The sequence below is a fragment of the Amycolatopsis sp. NPDC104587 genome, assembly GCF_055583645.1.
In genome coordinates, this window is the sequence record NZ_JBVJNO010000005.1 from 41379 (window position 1) to 59481 (window position 18103).

Sequence of the window (18103 nt, forward strand, 5' to 3'; positions counted from 1 at the left end):
TTCCGGTCCGGACGCGAGCACCGGTCCCCCGGTGAACCGAGAACGAGGAGGGTGACGCCGATGAGCGCGGCCGCGCACGTCCCGCCACCCGACCGGGTCGTAAACGGGCCCACGCCCAAGCACGCCCAGCTGCGGGAAATCCTCCGCCGCACGGTGGAGCGAGAGCTCCCGCCGGGTGCGCCGATCCCGTCGGAACGCGAGTTGGCCCAACGCTACGGCGTGTCGCGGCTCACGGTCAGATCGGCGATCGGCAAGCTGGTCGAGGAGGGCCTGCTCGCCCGGGTCCGCGGCAAAGGCACGTTCACCGCGGCCCGGCGGATGGAGCTGCAGCTGTACCTGATGTCGTTCACCGACGACATGCGGAGGCGGGGGCTGACCCCGACGACCGAGGTGGTGTCGGCCGCCACCGAGGTCCCACCCACCGCCTCGGCCCACGCCCTCGGCCTGACCGAGGGCGCCCCGGCGCACCACCTGGTGCGGCTGCGCCACGCCGACGGCGTGCCCCTGGCCGTCGAACGGGGCTGGTACCACGCGGGCCGGGCTCCCGGCCTGCTCGAGCTCGACCTGACCCAGTCGATCTACGCGCAGCTGGCCGAGACGTACGACGTGCGTCCCGACCAGGCGTGGCAGACCGTCTGGGCCGAAGGAGCGGACCGCGAGACGGCCCGGCTGCTCGGCATGCGCGCCGGCAGCCCGCTGCTCGTGTTCCGCCGGGTCTCCAGCGCGAACGGCGACCCCATCGAAGACATCACGTCCTGGTACCGGGGAGATCACTACCAGGTGACCATGCAGTTGGACCGGAACACCCCGGAACCCGGTCAACCACCCCACTATGGAGGATCCAGATGAGCTCCACCACCGCGGAAGGGGCGACGAAGAAGGGCGGCGGAGGCCTCGCCGGTCTTCAGCGCTTCGGCCGTAGCCTCATGCTCCCCATCGCCGTGCTCCCGGCGGCGGGCATCCTGCTGCGGTTCGGGCAGGACGACATGCTCGGCAAGGACGGCCTCGGCTGGAACAAGGTCGCCTCGGTGCTCGCCGCCGGCGGCGGCGTCCTGTTCAACTGGCTGCCGCTGCTGTTCGCCGTCGGCATCGCGGTCGGCTTCGCCCGCAAGGGCGACGGCTCGACCGCGGTCGCCGCGGTTGTCGGCTTCTTCGTCTTCAGCGCCGTCGTCCAGGTGTTCGCCCCGCTGGCCGACCTGCCCGGCTACAAGGCGGGCGCGACCGAGCTGGCGCCGATCAAGTGGCCCTACTCCGTGCTCGCCGGTGTCGTGGTCGGCGTCGTGGCGGCGTTGCTGTGGCAGAAGTACCACCGCATCAAGCTGCCCGCCTACCTGGCGTTCTTCGGTGGCCGCCGGTTCGTCCCGATCATCACCGCCGCCGCCATGGTGATCCTCGGCGTGATCTTCGGTCTCGTCTTCCACTGGGTCGACCAGGGCATCCAGGCCGCCGGCAGCGCGGTCACCTCCTCCCCGGTCATCGGTGGCGGCATCTACGGCGCGCTGAACCGGCTGCTCATCCCGGTCGGTCTGCACCAGCTGCTGAACGTCCCGATCTGGTTCATCTTCGACGGCGGCGACATCCCGAACTTCATCGCCGGCAAGACCTCGGCGGGTGCGTTCACCACCGGCTTCTTCCCGATCTTCATGTTCGCGCTGCCCGCCGCCGCCCTCGCCATCTGGCAGACGGCCCGCCCGGCGCAGAAGAAGGTCGTCGGCGGTGTGATGATCGCCGGCGCGCTCACCTCGTTCCTCACCGGTGTCACCGAGCCGATCGAGTTCTCGTTCATGTTCGTCGCGTGGCCGCTGTACCTGTTCCACGCGATCATGACCGGCACCTCGCTGGCGATCTGCAACGCGCTGGGCATCCACCAGAGCTTCAACTTCTCCGCGGGTGGCATCGACTTCCTGCTGAACCTGGGTGCTCCGGCGGCGCAGAAGCCGTGGCTGCTGGTGCCGATCGGCCTGGTCTACGCGGTGATCTACTACGTGGTCTTCCGCTTCGCGATCACGAAGTTCAACCTGCGCACGCCGGGCCGTGAGGACGACTCGATCGAGTCGGACCTCGAGCGCACCGCCGCCGCGTAAGATCTTTGACGACGTAACCCCGTTGTAGCGAGAGGACGAACATGCCGGAGAAACGCGTCGCCGTGGCAAGCAAGGTGGGCCTGCACGCCAGGCCGGCCGCGCTGGTGGCGAAGGCGGCCGCGGCGCAGCCCGTCGCGGTGCAGATCGCCAAGGCGGGCGGGAGCCCGGTCGCTGCCGGCAGCGTGCTCAACCTGATGACGCTCGCCGCCGGGTACGGCGACGAGGTCGTCATCAGCGCCGAGGGCGAGGGCGCCGAGGAGGCCGTGGAAGCGGTCGCCCAGCTGGTCGCCACCGACCTCGACGCCTGAGGTAGAACACCCCACGAAGGCCTCCGCACCGGTCCCCCGACACCGGTGCGGAGGCCTTCGTGGCGTTTCGTAGGGTGGACGCATGGACAGCGTGCGCCTGATCGACGAGTGGCCGGTGGACAACGCCGCGACGGCCGTGGTGACCGCCGACGGGAGTGTCGTGGGCCGCCACGGCGACACCGCGCGGCAGTTCCGGCTGGCCTCGGTCAGCAAGCCGCTGACCGCCTACGCCGCGCTCATCGCGGTCGAAGAGGGCGTCGTCGAGCTCGACACCCCGGCCGGGCCCGAGGGCTCGACCGTGCGGCACCTGCTCGCGCACACCTCCGGGCTCGCCTTCGACGCGCACCAGGCGATGGCCGCGCCGGGCACCCGCCGCCTCTACTCCAACGCCGGCTTCGAGCAGCTCGCCGACGCGCTGGCCGAGCACTCCGGCATCCCGTTCGCGCAGTACCAGGCCGAGGCGCTGTTCGCGCCGCTGGGCATGGGCGCGACCACCCTCGACGGCTCGCCCGCGTCCGGCGCGGTGTCCACTGTGGACGACCTGGTGGCCTTCGCCGCCGAGCTGCAGGCGCCCAAGCTCCTCGACCCGGCCACCGTGACCGCGGCCACGAACGTCGTGTTCCCCGGCCTGTCCGGCGTGCTGCCCGGGTTCGGCCACCAGAAGCCCAACGACTGGGGCCTCGGCTTCGAGATCCGCGACCACAAGAGCCCGCACTGGACGGGCTCGGCCAGCTCACCGCGGACCTTCGGGCACTTCGGCCAGTCGGGCACGTTCCTCTGGGTCGACCCGGACGCCGGCGCCGCCTGCGTCGCGCTGAGCGACCGCGCGTTCGGCCCCTGGGCGGCCGAGGTCTGGCCGCGGTACACCGACGCCGTGCTGGCGGAATTGAGCGCGTGAAGCGCCTTCTCGCCGCGCCGCTGCTCCTGCTCGCCGCCTGCAGCGCGCCCACGGCCGCCCCGCCGCCTCCTTCGCCGTCGCCGGCCGCCGCCGAAGCTCTCCCGGCCCTCGGCACGAACGGCGCCGCCGTGCCCGCCCTGCGCTGGACGCCCTGCCACGGCGGTTTCCAGTGCGCGCCCGCGTCCGTGCCGCTGAGCTACCGCGAGCCGAAGGGCAAGGCCGTCACGCTGTCGGTGATCCGGCTGCCGGCGACCGATCCGGGACGGCGGCTCGGCTCGCTGTTCTTCAACTTCGGCGGCCCGGGCACCGACGGGGTCGGCGAGCTGACGCGGTTCGCGGCGCGGTACCCCGCCGAGCTGAAGGCCCGCTTCGACCTGGTGAGCTTCGACCCGCGCGGGATCGGCGGGTCCGCGCCGATCAGCTGCCCCGGCGCCGACCACGCGCCGCCGCCCGGGTCACCGCTGCGGCAGCCGGACGCCTTCTTCGCGGCGAGCGCGGCGCCGGGCAAGGCCTGCGCGGCGGGCTCCGGCGACCTCCTGGCCCACCTGTCGACGGCGAACGTGGCGCGCGACCTGGAGCTGCTGCGCCAGGCCGTCGGCGACCCGGCCCTGAACCTCTACGGCTACTCCTACGGCACGTACCTCGGCGGCACGTACGCGAACCTGTTCCCGGACAAGGTCCGCGCGATGACCCTCGACGGCACGCTCGACCTGGTCGCCAACGCCACCGGGAAGCCGGGCCAGGAGAAGCAGCCGGTCGACGTCCGCGCCGACGTCGCCGGGGCCCAGCAGCAGGAGCTGGACCAGTTCTTCACGGTGTGCGCCGCGGCCGGGCCGAAGTGCGCGTTCTCCGGCGGCGACCCGAAGGCGAGGTTCGCCGGGGTCTTCGCGCGGGCGTCGCGCACCACGGGTGTCGGCGGCCTGATGAAGACGGTCGACAGCGCGCTCTACCAGTCCGGGCGGTGGAAGCGGCTCGCGCAGACCCTCGCGGCGATGCCGGCGGATCCGGCGCCCGCTTCGGCGGTGCTCGACCCGTATGTGCCGACGCACTCCCCCGGCTTCCTGGCCGTCCAGTGCGTCGACAGCGACAACCCGTCCTCGCCGGCGGACTACGCGGCGCTGGCGACCCGGGAGAGCGCGCGGCAGCCGTACTTCGGGCTGGGCTCGGTGTTCTCGATGGCGCAGTGCGTCGGCTGGCCCGCCCACGACGAAGACCGGTACACCGGGCCGTGGAACCGGGCGCGGAAGAACCCGGTCCTGGTGCTGAACAACCGGTTCGACCCGGCGACCCCGCTGCACAACGCGCAGGCGACGGCGGCGGAGCTGGGTGACGGCCGGGTGCTGGTCGTCGACGGGTACGGGCACACCTCGCTGGACGCGCCGAGCGCGTGCGCGTCGGCGGCCGTGGTGCGCTACCTGACCGATCTGGCCGCGCCGGCGGCGGGGACGACGTGCCCGCCGGACGCGGTCCCGTTCCCGTGAGGGAGCAACCGTTTTCCGGTCCGGTATCTCACTCACTCCCCGCGAGAGCGGGTCGTTCAGCCCAACGGCCGACGCCGGCAGGGTCTTTGGACCCTGCCGGAGGCACTGCGCGGGTGGTGTGATCCAGGGGTGCGAGCCCGCCGCCGGGCCGGTGCGGGGACCTCGGGCCCCGGCGGGCCGCACACCACTACTGCGCCATGACGCGGATCGGTTCCCCCGCCTGGAAAGCCGCGATGTCCTCGACGGCGTCACCGTAGAAGATCTCGTAGACCTCCCGCGCGACGAAGCCGATGTGCGGAGTGAGGGTCGCGTTGTCGAGTGTCCTCAGTGGATGGTCAGCCGGGAAGGGTTCGATGTCGTAGACGTCGAGCGCGGCCCGGATCGCCTTGCGCCGCAAGGCGTCCACCAACGCGTTCTCGTCGACGACCGGGCCGCGCGAAGTGTTCACCAAGAGCGCGCCCGGTTTCATCGCCGCCAGCTCCGCCGCGCCGACCAGGCCGCGGGTGCGCCCGCTCAGCACGAGGTGGACGGACAGGACGTCCGAGCGGGCGAACAGCTCGTCCTTCGACACCGCCGTGACGCCGTGCGGCTCCGCCTTCTCCGGCGTGAGGTTCTGGCTCCAGGCGATGGTCTCCATCCCGAAGGCCTGCCCGATCTTCGCCGCGCCCGAGCCGAGCCGGCCCAGGCCGAGCAGCCCGAGGGTCTTGCCGTGCAGCATGGTGCCGACCCCGGTCTGCCAGCCGCCCTCGCGCATGGACCGGAACTCCTGCGGCAGGTTCCGCGACGCGGCGAGGATGAGCGCCCAGGTGTGTTCGGCGGTCGGCGCACCGAGGTAGCCGGTCTTGCACACGACAACGCCGTTGCGCTGCGCGGCCGGCACGTCGATGGCGGCGTTGCGCGGACCGGTGCTGACGAGCAGCTTCAGGTCGGGCAGCCGGTCGAGCACCTCGGCCGGGAACCGGGTGCGTTCGCGCATCGCGACGACGGCGTCGAAGCCCCGCAGCTGCCCCACGACGTCGGTGAGGGGCTCGGTGAAGACCGTGATGTCGGCCTTCAGCGAGTCCCAGTCACCGAAGGTCAGGGCGACGTCCTGGTAGTCGTCGAGGATGGCGATCCGCATGGGATCACCGTAGTGGCACGAGCACGTCCACGCGGACCAAGTGGTGGTCGGAGGCGTCGTTGAGCCGGGACAGCGGGTCGGCCGGCACCGGCCAGAACACCTCCGCCTGCCAGGGCAGCAGCCCCTTCGACGGCAGCACGTAGTCCGTGCGGAGGTTGCCCGGCGCGACGTCGTTGAAGTCGCCCGTGTCGTAGAACGGGTTACTCTTCTGGCCCACGTTCGCGCCGCCCTGGGCCTGGGACGCCAGCACCGCGCCGCGGCTGCCCGGGTGCGTCTGGATCACGCGGCGCGCGTTCAGCAGCTGGTCGATCGCGCCCGGGACGCTGTCGCCGTCGAGCGGGTCGGAGTTGTTGTCACCCGCGACGACGAAGCGTTCCGACGCGCCCAGGCCGCCGCGGTGGCCGCGGTCGTCGTAGATGTAGCCGCCCTTGCCCGGCGTGACGTAGTCGGCCCAGAAGCGGATCTCGTCGTTGTTGCGGGTGCCGTTGCGGTCCTCCGGGCCGTCGAAGCTCGGCGGTGTCGGGTGCGAGACGAGGAAGTGCACCGTCGAGCGGCCGACCTTCAGCGGCAGGTCCCAGTGGGACTTCGACGACAGCCGCAGCACGTTCAGCTTCGCGGGGCTGTACCAGTCGTGCGGCGCCGGTGTCGCGGGGTCGTCCGGCAGGAGCGCGCCCGGCATGTCCTTCCAGAGGAACTTCTGGAAGGTCCGCGCGTGCGCGAAGTCGATCGGGTACTTCGAGAGCACGAGCAGCCCGTACTGGCCTTCGAACGTGCCGAAGCCCTGCGCGTCGTTGCCGAGGCCGATGGTGCCGTTGCGGTCGAGGTCGAAGCCGGTCGGGACGCCCGTGTTCACCGGCGCGGTGTAGGCGTACGGGTAGTCGATCGGCTTCGCGCCGTGCTGGCCCACCGCGAGGTAGTTCTTCCGGAACAGGTCCGCGGCCCGGTTGCCGGGCACGTAGTCGAACTCGTTGATCAGCTGGACGTCGGCGCGGTTGCGCTGCACGACCTCGGCGACCTCCTGGGCCTGGGCGTTGCCCGGCGTCGAGAGGTCGGTGACGAGCTGCCCGGCGGCCGCGCGGTTGAGCGAGGCTCCATCCATGCCCCCGCCACCGCCCTCAACGGAGACGCTTCGCGTCCAGCTCTAATTCAAGGTGGCGAAGCGGACATTGGTCCCGAAGCTCGCTTCAGCGGTGGCGGGCACGAAGAGCGCGACGAGCGCGGCGACGGTCAGCCCGGCGGCGATGCGTTTCACGGTGAGTACCTCCCAGTCGGGCGACACCCTATGCGGCGAAACCCCGTCCCGGGTGAGCGCCAGGTGAACGGACAACGTGACCCAGCCCTCTTGAACGCGTTCAAAAAGAGCGCTACCGTTCCTCTTGAACACGTTCAAAACAAGGAGGGACCATGGAACCCGTTGTTGTCGCCTACGCGCTCTACCTGCTGATCAGCATCCCGCTGACGGTGCTCGTCGCCCGCACGCTCAGCAAGCACGGCCGCACCTTCCTCACCGAGGTCTTCGAAGACAGCCCCGGCCTGGCCAACGCCGTCAACCAGCTGCTGGTCGTCGGCTTCTACCTGATCAGCCTCGGCTTCGTGACGCTGTTCCTGACCAGCCACGCCGCCGTCGGCACCGCCCGGGAGGTGTTCGAGCTGCTGTCGGTGAAGGTCGGCGTCGTCGCGCTCGTCCTCGGGGTCATGCACCTGTTCAACGTCCTGGTGTTCAACGGCATCCGGCGCCGCCACCTGGCCCCCAAGCCGGCGCCGCAGCCGGTGCTCGCCGGCCGTCCCGTCCCCTACCCCGGCGCGCCGGGCCAGCCGGTCCCGCCCTTCCCCGCGCCCTGACGTGCCCGGCGCTAACGTGCAGAGCGTGCCGAAGAGCGAGGAAACGCGGTCCCTGATCGTCACCACCGCCATGCGGCTGTTCACCGAGAACGGCTACGACCGCACGACGATGCGCGCGATCGCCACCGAGGCCGGCGTCTCGGTCGGGAACGCGTACTACTACTTCTCGTCCAAGGACCAGCTGATCCAGGGGTTCTACGACGAGATCGCGCGGCTGCACCTCGACGCCGCCCGCGAGCTGCTGGCGAACGAGCCGGGGTTCGCGCAGCGGCTGAAGGCCGTGCTGCTGTGCTGGCTCGACCTCGCCGAGCCCTACCACCGCTTCGGCACGCAGTTCTTCGTCAACGCGGCCGACCCGGAGTCCCCGCTGAGCCCGTTCAGCCCGGAGTCCGCGGCCGCCCGCGACGCGTCGATCGAGCTGATGCGCGAGGTCGTCGACGGCTCCGACGTCAAGCTCGACCCGGAGCTGCGCGCCCAGCTGCCGGAGCTGCTGTGGCTGTTCCAGATGGGCGTGGTGCTGTTCTGGGTGCACGACCGCTCGGCCGGGGAGAAGCGCAGCCGGATGCTGGTCGAGCGCAGCGTCCCGCTGCTGGCCCGGCTGGCCGCGCTCTCCCGGCTGCGGGTGTTCCGCCCCGTCAGCCGGGAGATCGTCGACCTGATCCAGGATCTCGCTAAGCGGGACTGACCGCGCGGAAGTACAGGAACCGCGGGGTGGTCCGCAGCTTCTCCGTCCACTTCGGATCGGCCTCGGCCGCCTCCGGAACCGGCATCGGCTCCTCCAGGCGGTCGACGGCGAACCCGGCGTCGCGGACCGCGGCGAACGTCCAGCTCAGCGGGCGCCGGTAGAACTGGACCGGGTGTTCGAGGCCGCCCAGTCCGAAGTCGTCCTCGAGCAGCTCGAGCCGGAAGTAGTCGTCCTTCTCGAACCAGCGCCAGTCCTCGCCCGGGTGGTGCACCGAGAACACGAGCCGCCCGCCCGGCTTCAGGACGCGGCGGAACTCGGCCAGGGTGGCGGCCCAGTCCTTCAGGTAGTGCAGCACCAGCGACGCCGTGACGACGTCGATCGAGCCGTCCGGCAGCGGCAGCGGTCCGCTGACGTCCACGACCTCGAACCGGGCGGCGTCGCCGAACTTGCGGCGGGCGACGGTGATCATGCCCACGCTGGCGTCGACGCCGAGGACGTCCGCGCCCCGCCCGGCCAGCAGCGCGCTGAGGTGCCCGGCCGCGCAGCCGACGTCGAGCACCCGCTTGCCCTCGACGTCGCCGGCCAGCTCCACGATCGCGGGCCGGTCGTAGAACGCGTTGGTGACGGACTTTTCCGCGTGCTCGGCGTAGGCCTCGCTGTAGGCATCGTACTGCGCGGCCCGGGCGCGGCCGAGGATCTCCTCGACCACCTCCGTCTTGGCGTCGGCGTAGTTCTGGATGTACTTCCACTCCCGCGCCGCCAGCTCACGCTTCTTCGCCGCGTACCGCTCCAGCTCCTCCGGGTGCGACCGCAGGCGGTCGCGGAAGAGCCGGTAGCGCGACGTCTGGCCGTTGCCGGGCGAGTACACGTGCAGGTTGACGTTCGTGTCCGGGCCCTTGAAGCACCGGTGCTTCTCCCAGTCCGGCTCGCGGATCACGAGCCGGTAGCCCGCCGCCTCCAACGCCGGGACGTAGGCGGCCTCGTCGTCGGAGTCCGGCACCTCCAGGAGGATGTCGACGATCGGCTTGGCGCACAGCCCCGGCACCGACGTCGACCCGACGTGCTCCAGCACCAGCACCCGCTCCCCCAGGGCCCCGCGGATCCGCTCGGCCTCCCGTTCGAAGAGCTTCGGCCACTCCGGGTCGTACTCGGCGAGCGTCACGGTCGAGTTGAGCTTCGGCGGTTCGCCGCCGACCCAGGCGTTCGCGAGCCGGCCGTCGTCGAGCGCTTCTTGGCTGGTCATTCCGGTAGACCCCCTTCTTCCAGGCAGTCCACCAGAATATCGACGCGCGCAACCGGGTTTACGAGATCGGCAACGGCAGGATGTTTCCGGTCACTTCGCGCAGCGCGTCGCGCATCGCCCGGCGGGGAGCCGGCTGCCCGGTGAAGTGCTCCGCCTGGCCGAACGCCTGGTGCAGCAGCATGTCCAGCCCGGTCGCGAGCCGGCCGCCGCGCGCCGCAACCGCTTCGGCCAGCGGTGTCGGCCACGGGTGGTAGATGACATCGAGGACGTGCCCGATCGCCGCGAGCTCACCCGCGTGCGCCGCGACCGCGTCGGGCGGGGCGGTGTTCACCAGCACCGCGGCCCCTGCCGCCAAGGCCGCGAAGTCCGTTTCGGACCAGCGCAGGACGTCGACGTCGAGCGAAGCGCGTTTCGCCGCGTCGAGGGTGTCCCCGGCCCGAGCCGGTTCCCGCACGACCAAGCGCACCTGCCGCACTCCGAGTGCCGCCAGGCCGACGACCGCCGCGGCCGCGGTGCCGCCCGCGCCGAGCACGACCGCCGTGTCGGCGTCCGAGGGCTCGTAGCCGCCGACCGCGCGCAGGGCGCCGGTGACACCGTCGACGTCGGTGCAGTCCGCGAGCCAGCCCTTCGCCGTCCGGACCAGGGTGTTGGCCGCGCCGACGGCGGCCGCGCGCGGCGTCACCTCGTCCGCGTGGTCCAGCGCCGCGCGCTTGCCCGGCATGGTCACCGAGAGCCCGGCCCACTCCGGGCCGAGGCCGTCGACCAGGCCGGGCAGCTCCTCGGCGCTCGTCTCGATCCGCTCGTACGTCCAGCCGGTCAGGCCGAGCGCGGCGAACGCGGCGCCGTGCAGCACCGGCGACAGCGAATGCGCCACCGGCTTGCCGAGGACAGCGGCGCGCCGGGGCTCAGATGACGCCACGTTGCTGGGCCAGCTTCACGTTGGCCTTGTGGTCGTCGAAGGAGACCCCGAAGCAGGACAGGCCGTTCTTCTCGCACTTGACGAAGTACACCCAGTCCCCGGCCGTCGGGTGCACCGCCGCCTGGATGGCGTCGGCGCTCGGCACCGAGATCGGGGTCGGGGTCAACCCGGTGTTCTTGTACGTGTTGTACGGCCCCGGCCGGTTCCGGTCCTCGTCGCTGGTCGCCAGCGTCGGGCGGTCCAGGGGGTAGTTGACCGTCGAGTCCATCTGCAGCCGCATGTCGATCGCCAGCCGGTTGTAGATCACCCGCGAGAGCTTGCCGAAGTCCGCCTTCACCGCTTCGCGCTCGATGATCGACGCGATGATCAGCGTCTGGTACGGCGTCATCTCCGGGCCGGTCGACTGGGCACTCAGCCCGGCGTTCTGGATCGCCTCGGTCGAGCTCTTCACCAGCTGACCGAGGATCTCCTGGGCGGTCGCCCCGGGCCGGATGTCGTAGAGGCCCGGCGCGATCAGGCCTTCGAGCCGGCGGTCCTTGCGGTCGGCCTTGTTCGCGGGCTCGATCGCCCAGTCCGGCACGCCGAGCGTCTTCAGGTCCGCCGCGTCGACGGCCTTGCGCAGGTCGTCGGCCGAGACACAGGTGCTCTTGCCGTTGATCTGCGCGCAGGACGCCTTCGCCATCAGGCTGTAGACGCCGGGAGTCACCTTGCCGTCGGGCTGGGTGATGTCGTCGAACTGCGTGTACGGCCGGACCTCCAGCTGACCGACGCGCGAGCCGGCCTCGAGGATCCGGTCGACCGCGCTGGCGCCGGACATGTGCGACTTCATCACGTAGAAGCCGTGCTGGATCCGCGACAGCTTCGGGTTGTCCTCGCCGGCCTTCACGAACGCCTTGCCGCTGGCGACCACGCCCGCCGTGGCGAGCTTCGCGCCGATCGCCGACGTCGAGTCGCCGTCGTCGACCTGGAACAGGACGTCCCCGTCGCCGGAGCCGTCGAAGTCCTCGTAGCCGAAGAACTTGGTGAAGCCGAAGTAGGCGCCGCCCGCGAGCAGGGCGATCACCGCGATCGCGGCCACCCAGCCGAGGGCGCGCTTGCCCTTCTTCTTCCGCGGCTTCTTCGGCTCTTCCTCGTACTCGTCGTAGTCCTCTTCGTAGGCGTCCTCGTCGTAGTCGCCTTCGTACTCGTCGTAGTCGGCGTACTCGTCGTCCTCGGCGAAGAAGCCGTCGTCTTCGGGCTCGTCCTGCGGCGGGGCCGGGGGCTGCGCCGGGATGATGTCGGTCACCGGCTCTTCGCGCACCGGCGGAGGCGGCGGACGGCGACGCCGTGGCGGCTCCGCACCGGTTTCGGGCACGCCGACAGAGCGGTCACCCGGCTGGACGGGCCGTCGCGGGGGCTCGGGGGCGGGACGGCGGCGGCGCGAAACCGGCGCCTCGCCGGTCTCGTCGGGAGGCGGGACGGCTCGGAGGCGGGGCGCTTCGGCCGGCTCGTCGGCACGCATCCGGGCCGCCTGCGCTTCGGCCGCCTCTTCCAGGTCGAGCATCGCCTGGTGACGGCGGGCCGCGTCGGCTTCGGCCAGCTCTTCGGGGCTGGGACGGCGACGGCGGGGGTCCACCGGCTCGTCCCGCTCCGGCGCCGGACGGCGACGACGGGGCGCCTCGTCCTCGGGCGGGACCACGCGACGGCGGCGCCGGGGTTCGGCGGCTTCGCCGGGATCCGGAGCGCCGCGACGGCGTGCGGGCGGGGGCTGCGCGTCGGCGCCCTGGTCGAGGCCGTGGCGGGCGCGGGCCGAAGCCGAGCGCTCGACCTCCTGCGGGTCGAACCCGTCCTCGGCCGGGGGCAGCGTGCCCGGCGGCTCGAGCCGGCGACGGCGGCCGGTCTGCGGCGCGTCCCGGCGCGGGTCGTAGCCCGGCTCGGGCCGCGCGCGGCGGGACGGCTGGGGCAGCTCGTGCGAACCGCTCTGCCGCGAAGGCTGCGGAAGCTCCTGGTACCCGCTCGCGCGGGGGTCACGCGGGTCGGCGCGACGCGGCGAGGGCCGGGACGGCGGCGGGGCCGCCGGTTCCGGCTCGCGGAGTCGCCTGCGCCCGCGAGGGGGCTCAGGTGGCTGCTCGTCGTTCATCGGTCTCCCTCCCGGGCGCGGTGCGCAGCTGCGGCGTCGATCCAGGCCTGCAGGATCTCGACGGCGGCGGCCTGGTCGACCACCGCACGCTGCTTGCGGCCTTTGACCCCGCGCTGGGAGAGGATGCGGGATGCGGTGACCGTGGTCAGCCGCTCGTCGCCCAGCCGGACCGGCACGGGCGCTATCCGCCCGGCCAGACGCTCAGAATACGCGATCGCCAGCTCGGCCGCCGGACCCTGCCGGTTGGCGAGCGTTCGCGGCAGGCCCACGATCACCTCGACCACCTCGTTCTCGGTGACGAGGGCGGCCAGCTGGTCCAGGTCACTGTCGTCGGTCGCATCGCGGGAGAGGGTAACCAATGGCGAAGCGAGCATCGGGGCCGGATCGCTGAGCGCGACGCCGACCCGGACGGATCCGACATCAACACCGAGGCGACGGCCGCGCCCCGGATCGGCCACACCGGGCCGGTCCGGGCCGCGGTTTCCGCGGTTAACCAATGCCGGCAATCGCCGAACGCAGCGCCGTGACCGCGTCCGCCGCGCCCGCCGGGTTCGTGCCGCCACCCTGGGCCATGTCGGGCTTGCCGCCACCGCGGCCGCCGATCGTCTCGGCGAACGACGGCACCAGCTTGCCCGCCGCGATGCCCTTGTCCTGGGCCGCCTTCGTCGTCGCGACGACGAAGCTCAGCTTCTCGCCGGCCGGCGAGAACAGCGCCACGACGCCGGGCCGCGTGCCGAGCCGGCCGCGGATGTCCGAGGCGAGCGCGCGCAGGCCGCCGCCGTCGACGTCCGGGACGACCTCGGCGACCACCGTGACCCCGCCGATCTCCTGCGCCTTGTCGAGCAGCGAGCCCGCCGAGCCCAGCACCTGCTGGGTCTTGAGCTGGGTGATCTCCTTCTCGGCGTTCTTCAGCCGGGTCAGGACGTCCTCGATGCGGCCCGGCAGCTCGTCCGAGGGCACCTTGAAGGTGTTCGCCAGCTGCGAGACCAGCAGCTGCTCCTTGCGGACGTACTTCAGCGCGTCCGAGCCGACGAGCGCCTCGACGCGGTGCACGCCGGAGCCGATGGAGGCGTCGGAGACCAGCTTGACCAGGCCGAGCTGACCGATCCGGTCGACGTGCGTGCCACCGCAGAGCTCGCGGGAGTACTCGCCCATGTCGACCACGCGGACGTCGTTGCCGTACTTCTCGCCGAACAGCGCGACCGCGCCCAGCTCGAGCGCCTTGTCCTTGGTCGTGGTGAAGCTCTGCACCTCGACGTTGGTCTGCAGGTAGTCGTTGACCTCCTGCTCGACCTCGGTCAGCACGTCCGCCGACACCGAGCCCGGCGTGGTGAAGTCGAACCGCATGCGGCCCGGCGAGTTCAGCGAGCCCGCCTGCGCCGCGCGCTTGCCGTACGCGCCGCGGACGGCCGCGTGCACCAGGTGCGTCGCGGAGTGCGAGCGCTCGATCGAGAGCCTGCGGTGCGCGTCGACCGAGCCGGTGAGCTTCGTGTCGAGCCCGACCTCGCCTTGCGCGACCTCGACGCGGTGCACGAACAGCCCCGGGACGATCTTCTGGACGTCCAGGACCTTCAGCTCGACGCCGTCACCGAGCAGCACGCCGGTGTCGGCGACCTGGCCACCGCTCTCGGCGTAGAACGGCGTGCGGTCGAGGACCAGCTCCGCCTTCTTGCCCGCGGAGACGCTGCGGACCGGCTGGCCGTCTTCGAGCAGGGCGACGACCTTCGCCTCGGCCTGCAGGTCGGTGTAGCCGAGGAACTCGGTCGCGCCGTGCTGCTCCAGGACCTTCCGGTACTCCGAGAGGTCGCCGTGGCCGGTCTTGCGCGCCGCCGCGTCCGCCTTCGCGCGGGTGCGCTGCTCGTTCATGAGCGTGCGGAAGCCGTCCTCGTCGACGGACAAGCCCTGCTCGGCCGCCATCTCGAGGGTCAGGTCGATCGGGAAGCCGTAGGTGTCGTGCAGCTGGAAGGCCTTGTCGCCGGCCAGCACGTCGCCGCCGCCGCGCTTGGTCTCCTCGGCCGCGAGGTCGAAGATGCGCGAACCGCTCGTCAGGGTCGAGAGGAAGGCTTCCTCCTCGATCCGCACGACCTCGTTGATGCGGTCGAACCCGTCGACCAGCTCGGGGTAGGTCGGGCCCATGGTGTCGCGGACGACCTTCGCGAACTCCTGCAGCACCGGCTCGTGCACGCCGAGCAGGCGCGTGGAGCGGACGATCCGGCGCAGGAGGCGGCGCAGGACGTACCCGCGGCCGTCGTTGCCCGGGGTGACGCCGTCGCCGATCAGCATGACGCCGGTGCGCGCGTGGTCGGCGATGACGCGGAAGCGGACGTCGTCGGCGTGGTTCGCGCCGTAGCGGCGGCCGGAGAACTCCTCGGCGCGGCCGATGACCGGGCGCACGAGGTCGGTCTCGTAGACGTTCTCGACGCCCTGCAGGATCGTCGCGACGCGCTCGACGCCCATGCCGGTGTCGATGTTCCTCGCAGGCAGCTCACCGAGGATCGGGAAGTCCTTCTTACCGCTGCCCTCGCCCCGGACGTTCTGCATGAACACCAGGTTCCAGATCTCGATGTAGCGGTCCTCGTCGACGACCGGGCCGCCCTCGCGGCCGTAATCCGGGCCGCGGTCGTAGTAGATCTCCGAGGACGGGCCGCACGGGCCGGGGATGCCCATCGACCAGAAGTTCTCGGCCATGTCGCGCGCCTGGATGCGCTCGCCGGGCAGGCCGGTGAGCTTGCGCCACAGCCCGGCCGCCTCGGAGTCGTCCTCGAAGACGGTCGCCCAGATGCGGTCCGGGTCGAGGCCGAAGCCGCCCTCGCTCTGGGGCTTGGTGATCAGCTCCCAGGCGTACTCGATGGCGCCTTCCCTGAAGTAGTCGGCGAAGGCGAAGTTGCCGGCCATCTGGAAGAACGTGTTGTGCCGGGTGGTCTTGCCGACCTCGTCGATGTCCGGGGTGCGCACGCACTTCTGGACCGATGTCGCGCGCCGGTACGGCGGCGGCGCCTCACCGAGGAAGTACGGCTTGAACTGGACCATCCCGGCGTTGACGAACAGCAGGTTCGGGTCGTCGAGGATCAGGGGCGCGCTCGGCACGCGCGTGTGGCCCTTGCTCTCGAAATGGCGCAGGAAACGGTCGGTGATTTCGTGTGTGTCCACGGGTCAAGTCCTTGTGCTGTGGTGCCGGAGTGGGAGGACGTCGGCGGCGGAGCGGCCCCGGGTCGCGCGGGCGCGACCGGTCAGCGCTCCGCCCGGCGAGCTCGCCGGACGGGGCGGCGGTCGGCGGCGTGCCGGCCGGACGCCTGCGGCGTCACCACGCCCGTCCGCTCCTCGACCATGTCGTGCAACTCCTGCTCCCGCTCGTTCATGCCGGCGCGCACCTCGGCGCCGAACGAACCCACGGCGCCCGCCAGCTCGCGCACGGCGTCGCCCAGGTTCGATGCTAACCCCGCGGGAGTGGCCTGACGAGCGGTTTCGGCGGCCTTGCGGGACAGCGCGACACCGGCGACCACGCCGACGCCGAGCCAGAACAGCCGCTTCACTTCGCCGCCTTCTTCGCGGCTTTCGCGGCGCTCTTCTTCTTGCGCGCGCGGATCGCCTTGCTCAGGCCGTAGGACAGCGCCGCCGTCTTGACGAGCGGGCCGCCCAGCGTCGCGGTGAACACCGAGGTCAGCGCGGAGACGTTGCCGGTGACCGCCTGCGCGTTCGACGTGATCCCGTCCACCCGCTCGAGCTGGGTGTTGACGTGGGTGATCGTCTGGTTCGCGCCGATCAGCAGCGGGTCGGTGTTGCTGTTGGTGCGCTCGATGGCCTCGGTGGCCGCGTCCAGCGTCTTGCCGAGCTTGATCAGCGGGATCGCCAGCAGGACGACCAGCACCACGAATGCTCCTGCGGCGATCAACGCGGCGATCTGCCCTGCCGACACGGGCCCTCCTCGGTTCAGCGGTCAAGTGGGCCTGAGGTTACCGCCTGGCCGGGTCCCCGACCGTGTCACCCCGCGCGGGCCGGAAAACGCGTCGCCGCCCACCCCCGCGACGCGGTAACCCTGGGCGACGGGACACGACGACGGGCCCGCCCGGCGAGTGCTCGCCGGCCCGGGCGGCACGGCGGCCGACGTGCTGGCCGCGTTGCCGGGCGCGGACCTGACGACGGTCCAGCTGGAGGTGGCCCGCCGGCGCGCGGCCGTTCGCGCTGCTGCGGCACGTCGAGGACACGCTGCCGGCAGCGGCGCCGGACTTCGAGGCGGTGACGCTCGCGCCGTTGACCCCGCTCGGGACCCATTCGGTGGTGACGGGCCTGGCTCGGCACCGCGTGGTGCCGACGGGCCGCGGCCGGTTCCATGTCGCCCGAGGTGCCGGTGCTAGACCCCGCGGTTCGAGGAGGTGCTCGCCGCGGTGGGCGTGCCGACCCACCCGTTCCCGGAGCGCGAAGGAACGGCCGATGACCAGCGATCTCGGGATGGACCGCCTGGCCACCCTGCTGCCAGCGCCCGAAGGCCACCTCGGGTGCGCTCAACGCACCGAAGGCCACATTGGGGCGCTTGAGGCCGCGCTCAGCGCTTCTTGAGCACCGCGCGGTACAGCGCCGCCATGTCCTCTTCGCCGTGGCCGGCTTCGACCGCCGCCTCCAGGTGGGCCAGGGTCGCCTTCGCCCCCGCCATGTCGACCTCGGATCCCGCCGCCTCCACCACCAGCCGGGCGTCCTTCGCCGCCAAGCCCGCCGGGAATGCCGGGGGGTACTCGCCGGCCAGCATCGCGCCGCCCTTCACGTGCGCGTAGCCCACGTCGAGGCCGCCGCCCTTGATCGTCTCCAGGAACAATGCCGGGTCCAGACCCAGCGCGGTCGCCAGGCCGAGGCTCTCGGCCGTGCCGTTGGTCAGCGCCAGGACCCACGCGTTCACCACCAGCTTGAGCCGGCTGCCCTGGCCGGCCGGGCCGAGCCAGCGTGTCTTCGCCGCTACCGCGTCGAACACCGGGGTCGCCGCGGGCCGGGCCTCCTCCGGGCCGGAGGCCAGCACCTGCAGCTGTGCCTCCTCCGCGGGCCGGCGGGTGCCGAGCACCGGCGCGTCGACGAACACCACGCCCGCCTTCTCCGCCAGCGCCGCGAGGCGGTCGGTCCACTCGAGGCCGACCGTGCTCATCTGCAGCCACAACGTCCCCGAAGCGGGCGACGCGGCTTCGAACGCCGAAGCGACCGCGGGACCGTCGGCGAGCATCGTCACCAGGATGTCCGCGCCTTCGACCGCGGAAGCCGCCGAACCGGCCACCGTCGCGACGTCGGCGAGGTGCTCGGCCTTCTCCCGGGTCCGGTTCCACACCCGGACGTCGAGGCCCGCCTTCGCGAGGTTGGCCGCCATCGGCGCGCCCATGATCCCGGTGCCGAGAAATCCGATGCTCATGTCCCCATCGTGCCG

General features: G+C 71.9%; 18 protein-coding genes. 8 read left to right on the top strand and 10 right to left on the bottom strand.

Features of this window, described 5'->3' with window-relative positions:
- The first annotated feature begins 60 nt into the window (after positions 1-60).
- The 5 genes from ACZ61C_RS15670 (at position 61) to ACZ61C_RS15690 (ending at position 4771) form a co-directional block, all read left to right on the top strand.
- Positions 61-849 (top strand): GntR family transcriptional regulator, encoded by a 789-nt coding sequence (locus ACZ61C_RS15670; protein ID WP_364529260.1) that lies wholly within the window; start codon positions 61-63, stop codon positions 847-849.
- Positions 846-2084 carry a PTS transporter subunit EIIC gene (locus tag ACZ61C_RS15675; RefSeq protein WP_465307145.1) on the top strand — a complete coding sequence of 413 codons (1239 nt, stop codon included), beginning with the start codon at positions 846-848 and terminating at the stop codon, positions 2082-2084. Before ACZ61C_RS15670 ends, ACZ61C_RS15675 begins: the two co-directional genes overlap by 4 nt.
- A 41-nt stretch (positions 2085-2125) precedes the next feature.
- Positions 2126-2392 carry an HPr family phosphocarrier protein gene (locus tag ACZ61C_RS15680; RefSeq protein WP_013224593.1) on the top strand — a complete coding sequence of 89 codons (267 nt, stop codon included), beginning with the start codon at positions 2126-2128 and terminating at the stop codon, positions 2390-2392.
- 82 nt (positions 2393-2474) lie between these two features.
- Positions 2475-3290 carry a serine hydrolase domain-containing protein gene (locus tag ACZ61C_RS15685; protein WP_465307147.1) on the top strand — a complete coding sequence of 272 codons (816 nt, stop codon included), beginning with the start codon at positions 2475-2477 and terminating at the stop codon, positions 3288-3290.
- The gene (locus ACZ61C_RS15690; RefSeq protein ID WP_465307149.1) at positions 3287-4771 is read left to right on the top strand and encodes an alpha/beta hydrolase; all 1485 of its coding nucleotides are present in this window, start codon (positions 3287-3289) and stop codon (positions 4769-4771) included. Before ACZ61C_RS15685 ends, ACZ61C_RS15690 begins: the two co-directional genes overlap by 4 nt.
- Positions 4772-4958: 187 nt before the next feature.
- On the opposite strand, the gene ACZ61C_RS15695 is transcribed toward ACZ61C_RS15690, so the two are convergent.
- Positions 4959-5891 carry a D-2-hydroxyacid dehydrogenase family protein gene (locus ACZ61C_RS15695; RefSeq protein WP_465307151.1) on the bottom strand — a complete coding sequence of 311 codons (933 nt, stop codon included), beginning with the start codon at positions 5889-5891 and terminating at the stop codon, positions 4959-4961.
- Positions 5892-5895: 4 nt separating this feature from the next.
- Positions 5896-6990, bottom strand: coding sequence for an endonuclease/exonuclease/phosphatase family protein (locus tag ACZ61C_RS15700; protein WP_465307153.1), 1095 nt, complete (start codon positions 6988-6990; stop codon positions 5896-5898).
- Positions 6991-7295: 305 nt separating this feature from the next.
- Here ACZ61C_RS15700 and ACZ61C_RS15705 point away from each other — a divergent pair, with 305 nt between their 5' ends.
- The gene (locus ACZ61C_RS15705; RefSeq protein WP_465307155.1) at positions 7296-7733 is read left to right on the top strand and encodes a hypothetical protein; all 438 of its coding nucleotides are present in this window, start codon (positions 7296-7298) and stop codon (positions 7731-7733) included.
- A gap of 25 nt (positions 7734-7758) precedes the next feature.
- Positions 7759-8418, top strand: a complete 660-nt coding sequence (locus ACZ61C_RS15710; RefSeq protein WP_465307157.1) for a TetR/AcrR family transcriptional regulator — start codon at positions 7759-7761, stop codon at positions 8416-8418.
- On the opposite strand, the gene ACZ61C_RS15715 is transcribed toward ACZ61C_RS15710, so the two are convergent.
- The 7 genes from ACZ61C_RS15715 to ACZ61C_RS15745 all read right to left on the bottom strand — a co-directional run bounded on the left by ACZ61C_RS15715 (position 8405) and on the right by ACZ61C_RS15745 (position 16615).
- Positions 8405-9661: a GrpB family protein gene (locus ACZ61C_RS15715; RefSeq protein ID WP_465307159.1), complete on the bottom strand. Its 1257-nt coding sequence runs from the start codon at positions 9659-9661 to the stop codon at positions 8405-8407. The two genes, ACZ61C_RS15710 and ACZ61C_RS15715, sit on opposite strands and share 14 nt — an antisense overlap.
- A gap of 58 nt (positions 9662-9719) precedes the next feature.
- On the bottom strand, positions 9720-10580 hold the full coding sequence (locus ACZ61C_RS15720; RefSeq protein ID WP_465307161.1) for a shikimate dehydrogenase: 861 nt from the start codon (positions 10578-10580) through the stop codon (positions 9720-9722).
- Complete coding sequence (gene mltG, locus ACZ61C_RS15725; RefSeq protein WP_465307163.1) at positions 10567-12699, bottom strand: endolytic transglycosylase MltG; 2133 nt, start codon at positions 12697-12699, stop codon at positions 10567-10569. Before mltG ends, ACZ61C_RS15720 begins: the two co-directional genes overlap by 14 nt.
- Entirely contained in the window at positions 12696-13157 is a 462-nt protein-coding gene (ruvX, locus tag ACZ61C_RS15730) for a Holliday junction resolvase RuvX (protein WP_465307165.1), read from the bottom strand. Before ruvX ends, mltG begins: the two co-directional genes overlap by 4 nt.
- Positions 13158-13188: 31 nt before the next feature.
- Positions 13189-15849 (bottom strand): alanine--tRNA ligase, encoded by a 2661-nt coding sequence (gene alaS, locus ACZ61C_RS15735; RefSeq protein ID WP_465307167.1) that lies wholly within the window; start codon positions 15847-15849, stop codon positions 13189-13191.
- A gap of 80 nt (positions 15850-15929) precedes the next feature.
- The gene (locus ACZ61C_RS15740) at positions 15930-16232 is read right to left on the bottom strand and encodes a hypothetical protein (RefSeq protein WP_323335219.1); all 303 of its coding nucleotides are present in this window, start codon (positions 16230-16232) and stop codon (positions 15930-15932) included.
- Positions 16229-16615: a DUF948 domain-containing protein gene (locus tag ACZ61C_RS15745; protein WP_370961356.1), complete on the bottom strand. Its 387-nt coding sequence runs from the start codon at positions 16613-16615 to the stop codon at positions 16229-16231. Before ACZ61C_RS15745 ends, ACZ61C_RS15740 begins: the two co-directional genes overlap by 4 nt.
- Positions 16616-17130: 515 nt before the next feature.
- Here ACZ61C_RS15745 and ACZ61C_RS15750 point away from each other — a divergent pair.
- Positions 17131-17256 (top strand): hypothetical protein, encoded by a 126-nt coding sequence (locus ACZ61C_RS15750; RefSeq protein WP_465307170.1) that lies wholly within the window; start codon positions 17131-17133, stop codon positions 17254-17256.
- On the opposite strand, the gene ACZ61C_RS15755 is transcribed toward ACZ61C_RS15750, so the two are convergent.
- The gene (locus ACZ61C_RS15755) at positions 17243-18088 is read right to left on the bottom strand and encodes an NAD(P)-dependent oxidoreductase (RefSeq protein WP_465307172.1); all 846 of its coding nucleotides are present in this window, start codon (positions 18086-18088) and stop codon (positions 17243-17245) included. The two genes, ACZ61C_RS15750 and ACZ61C_RS15755, sit on opposite strands and share 14 nt — an antisense overlap.
- Between the last annotated feature and the right edge of the window lie 15 nt (positions 18089-18103).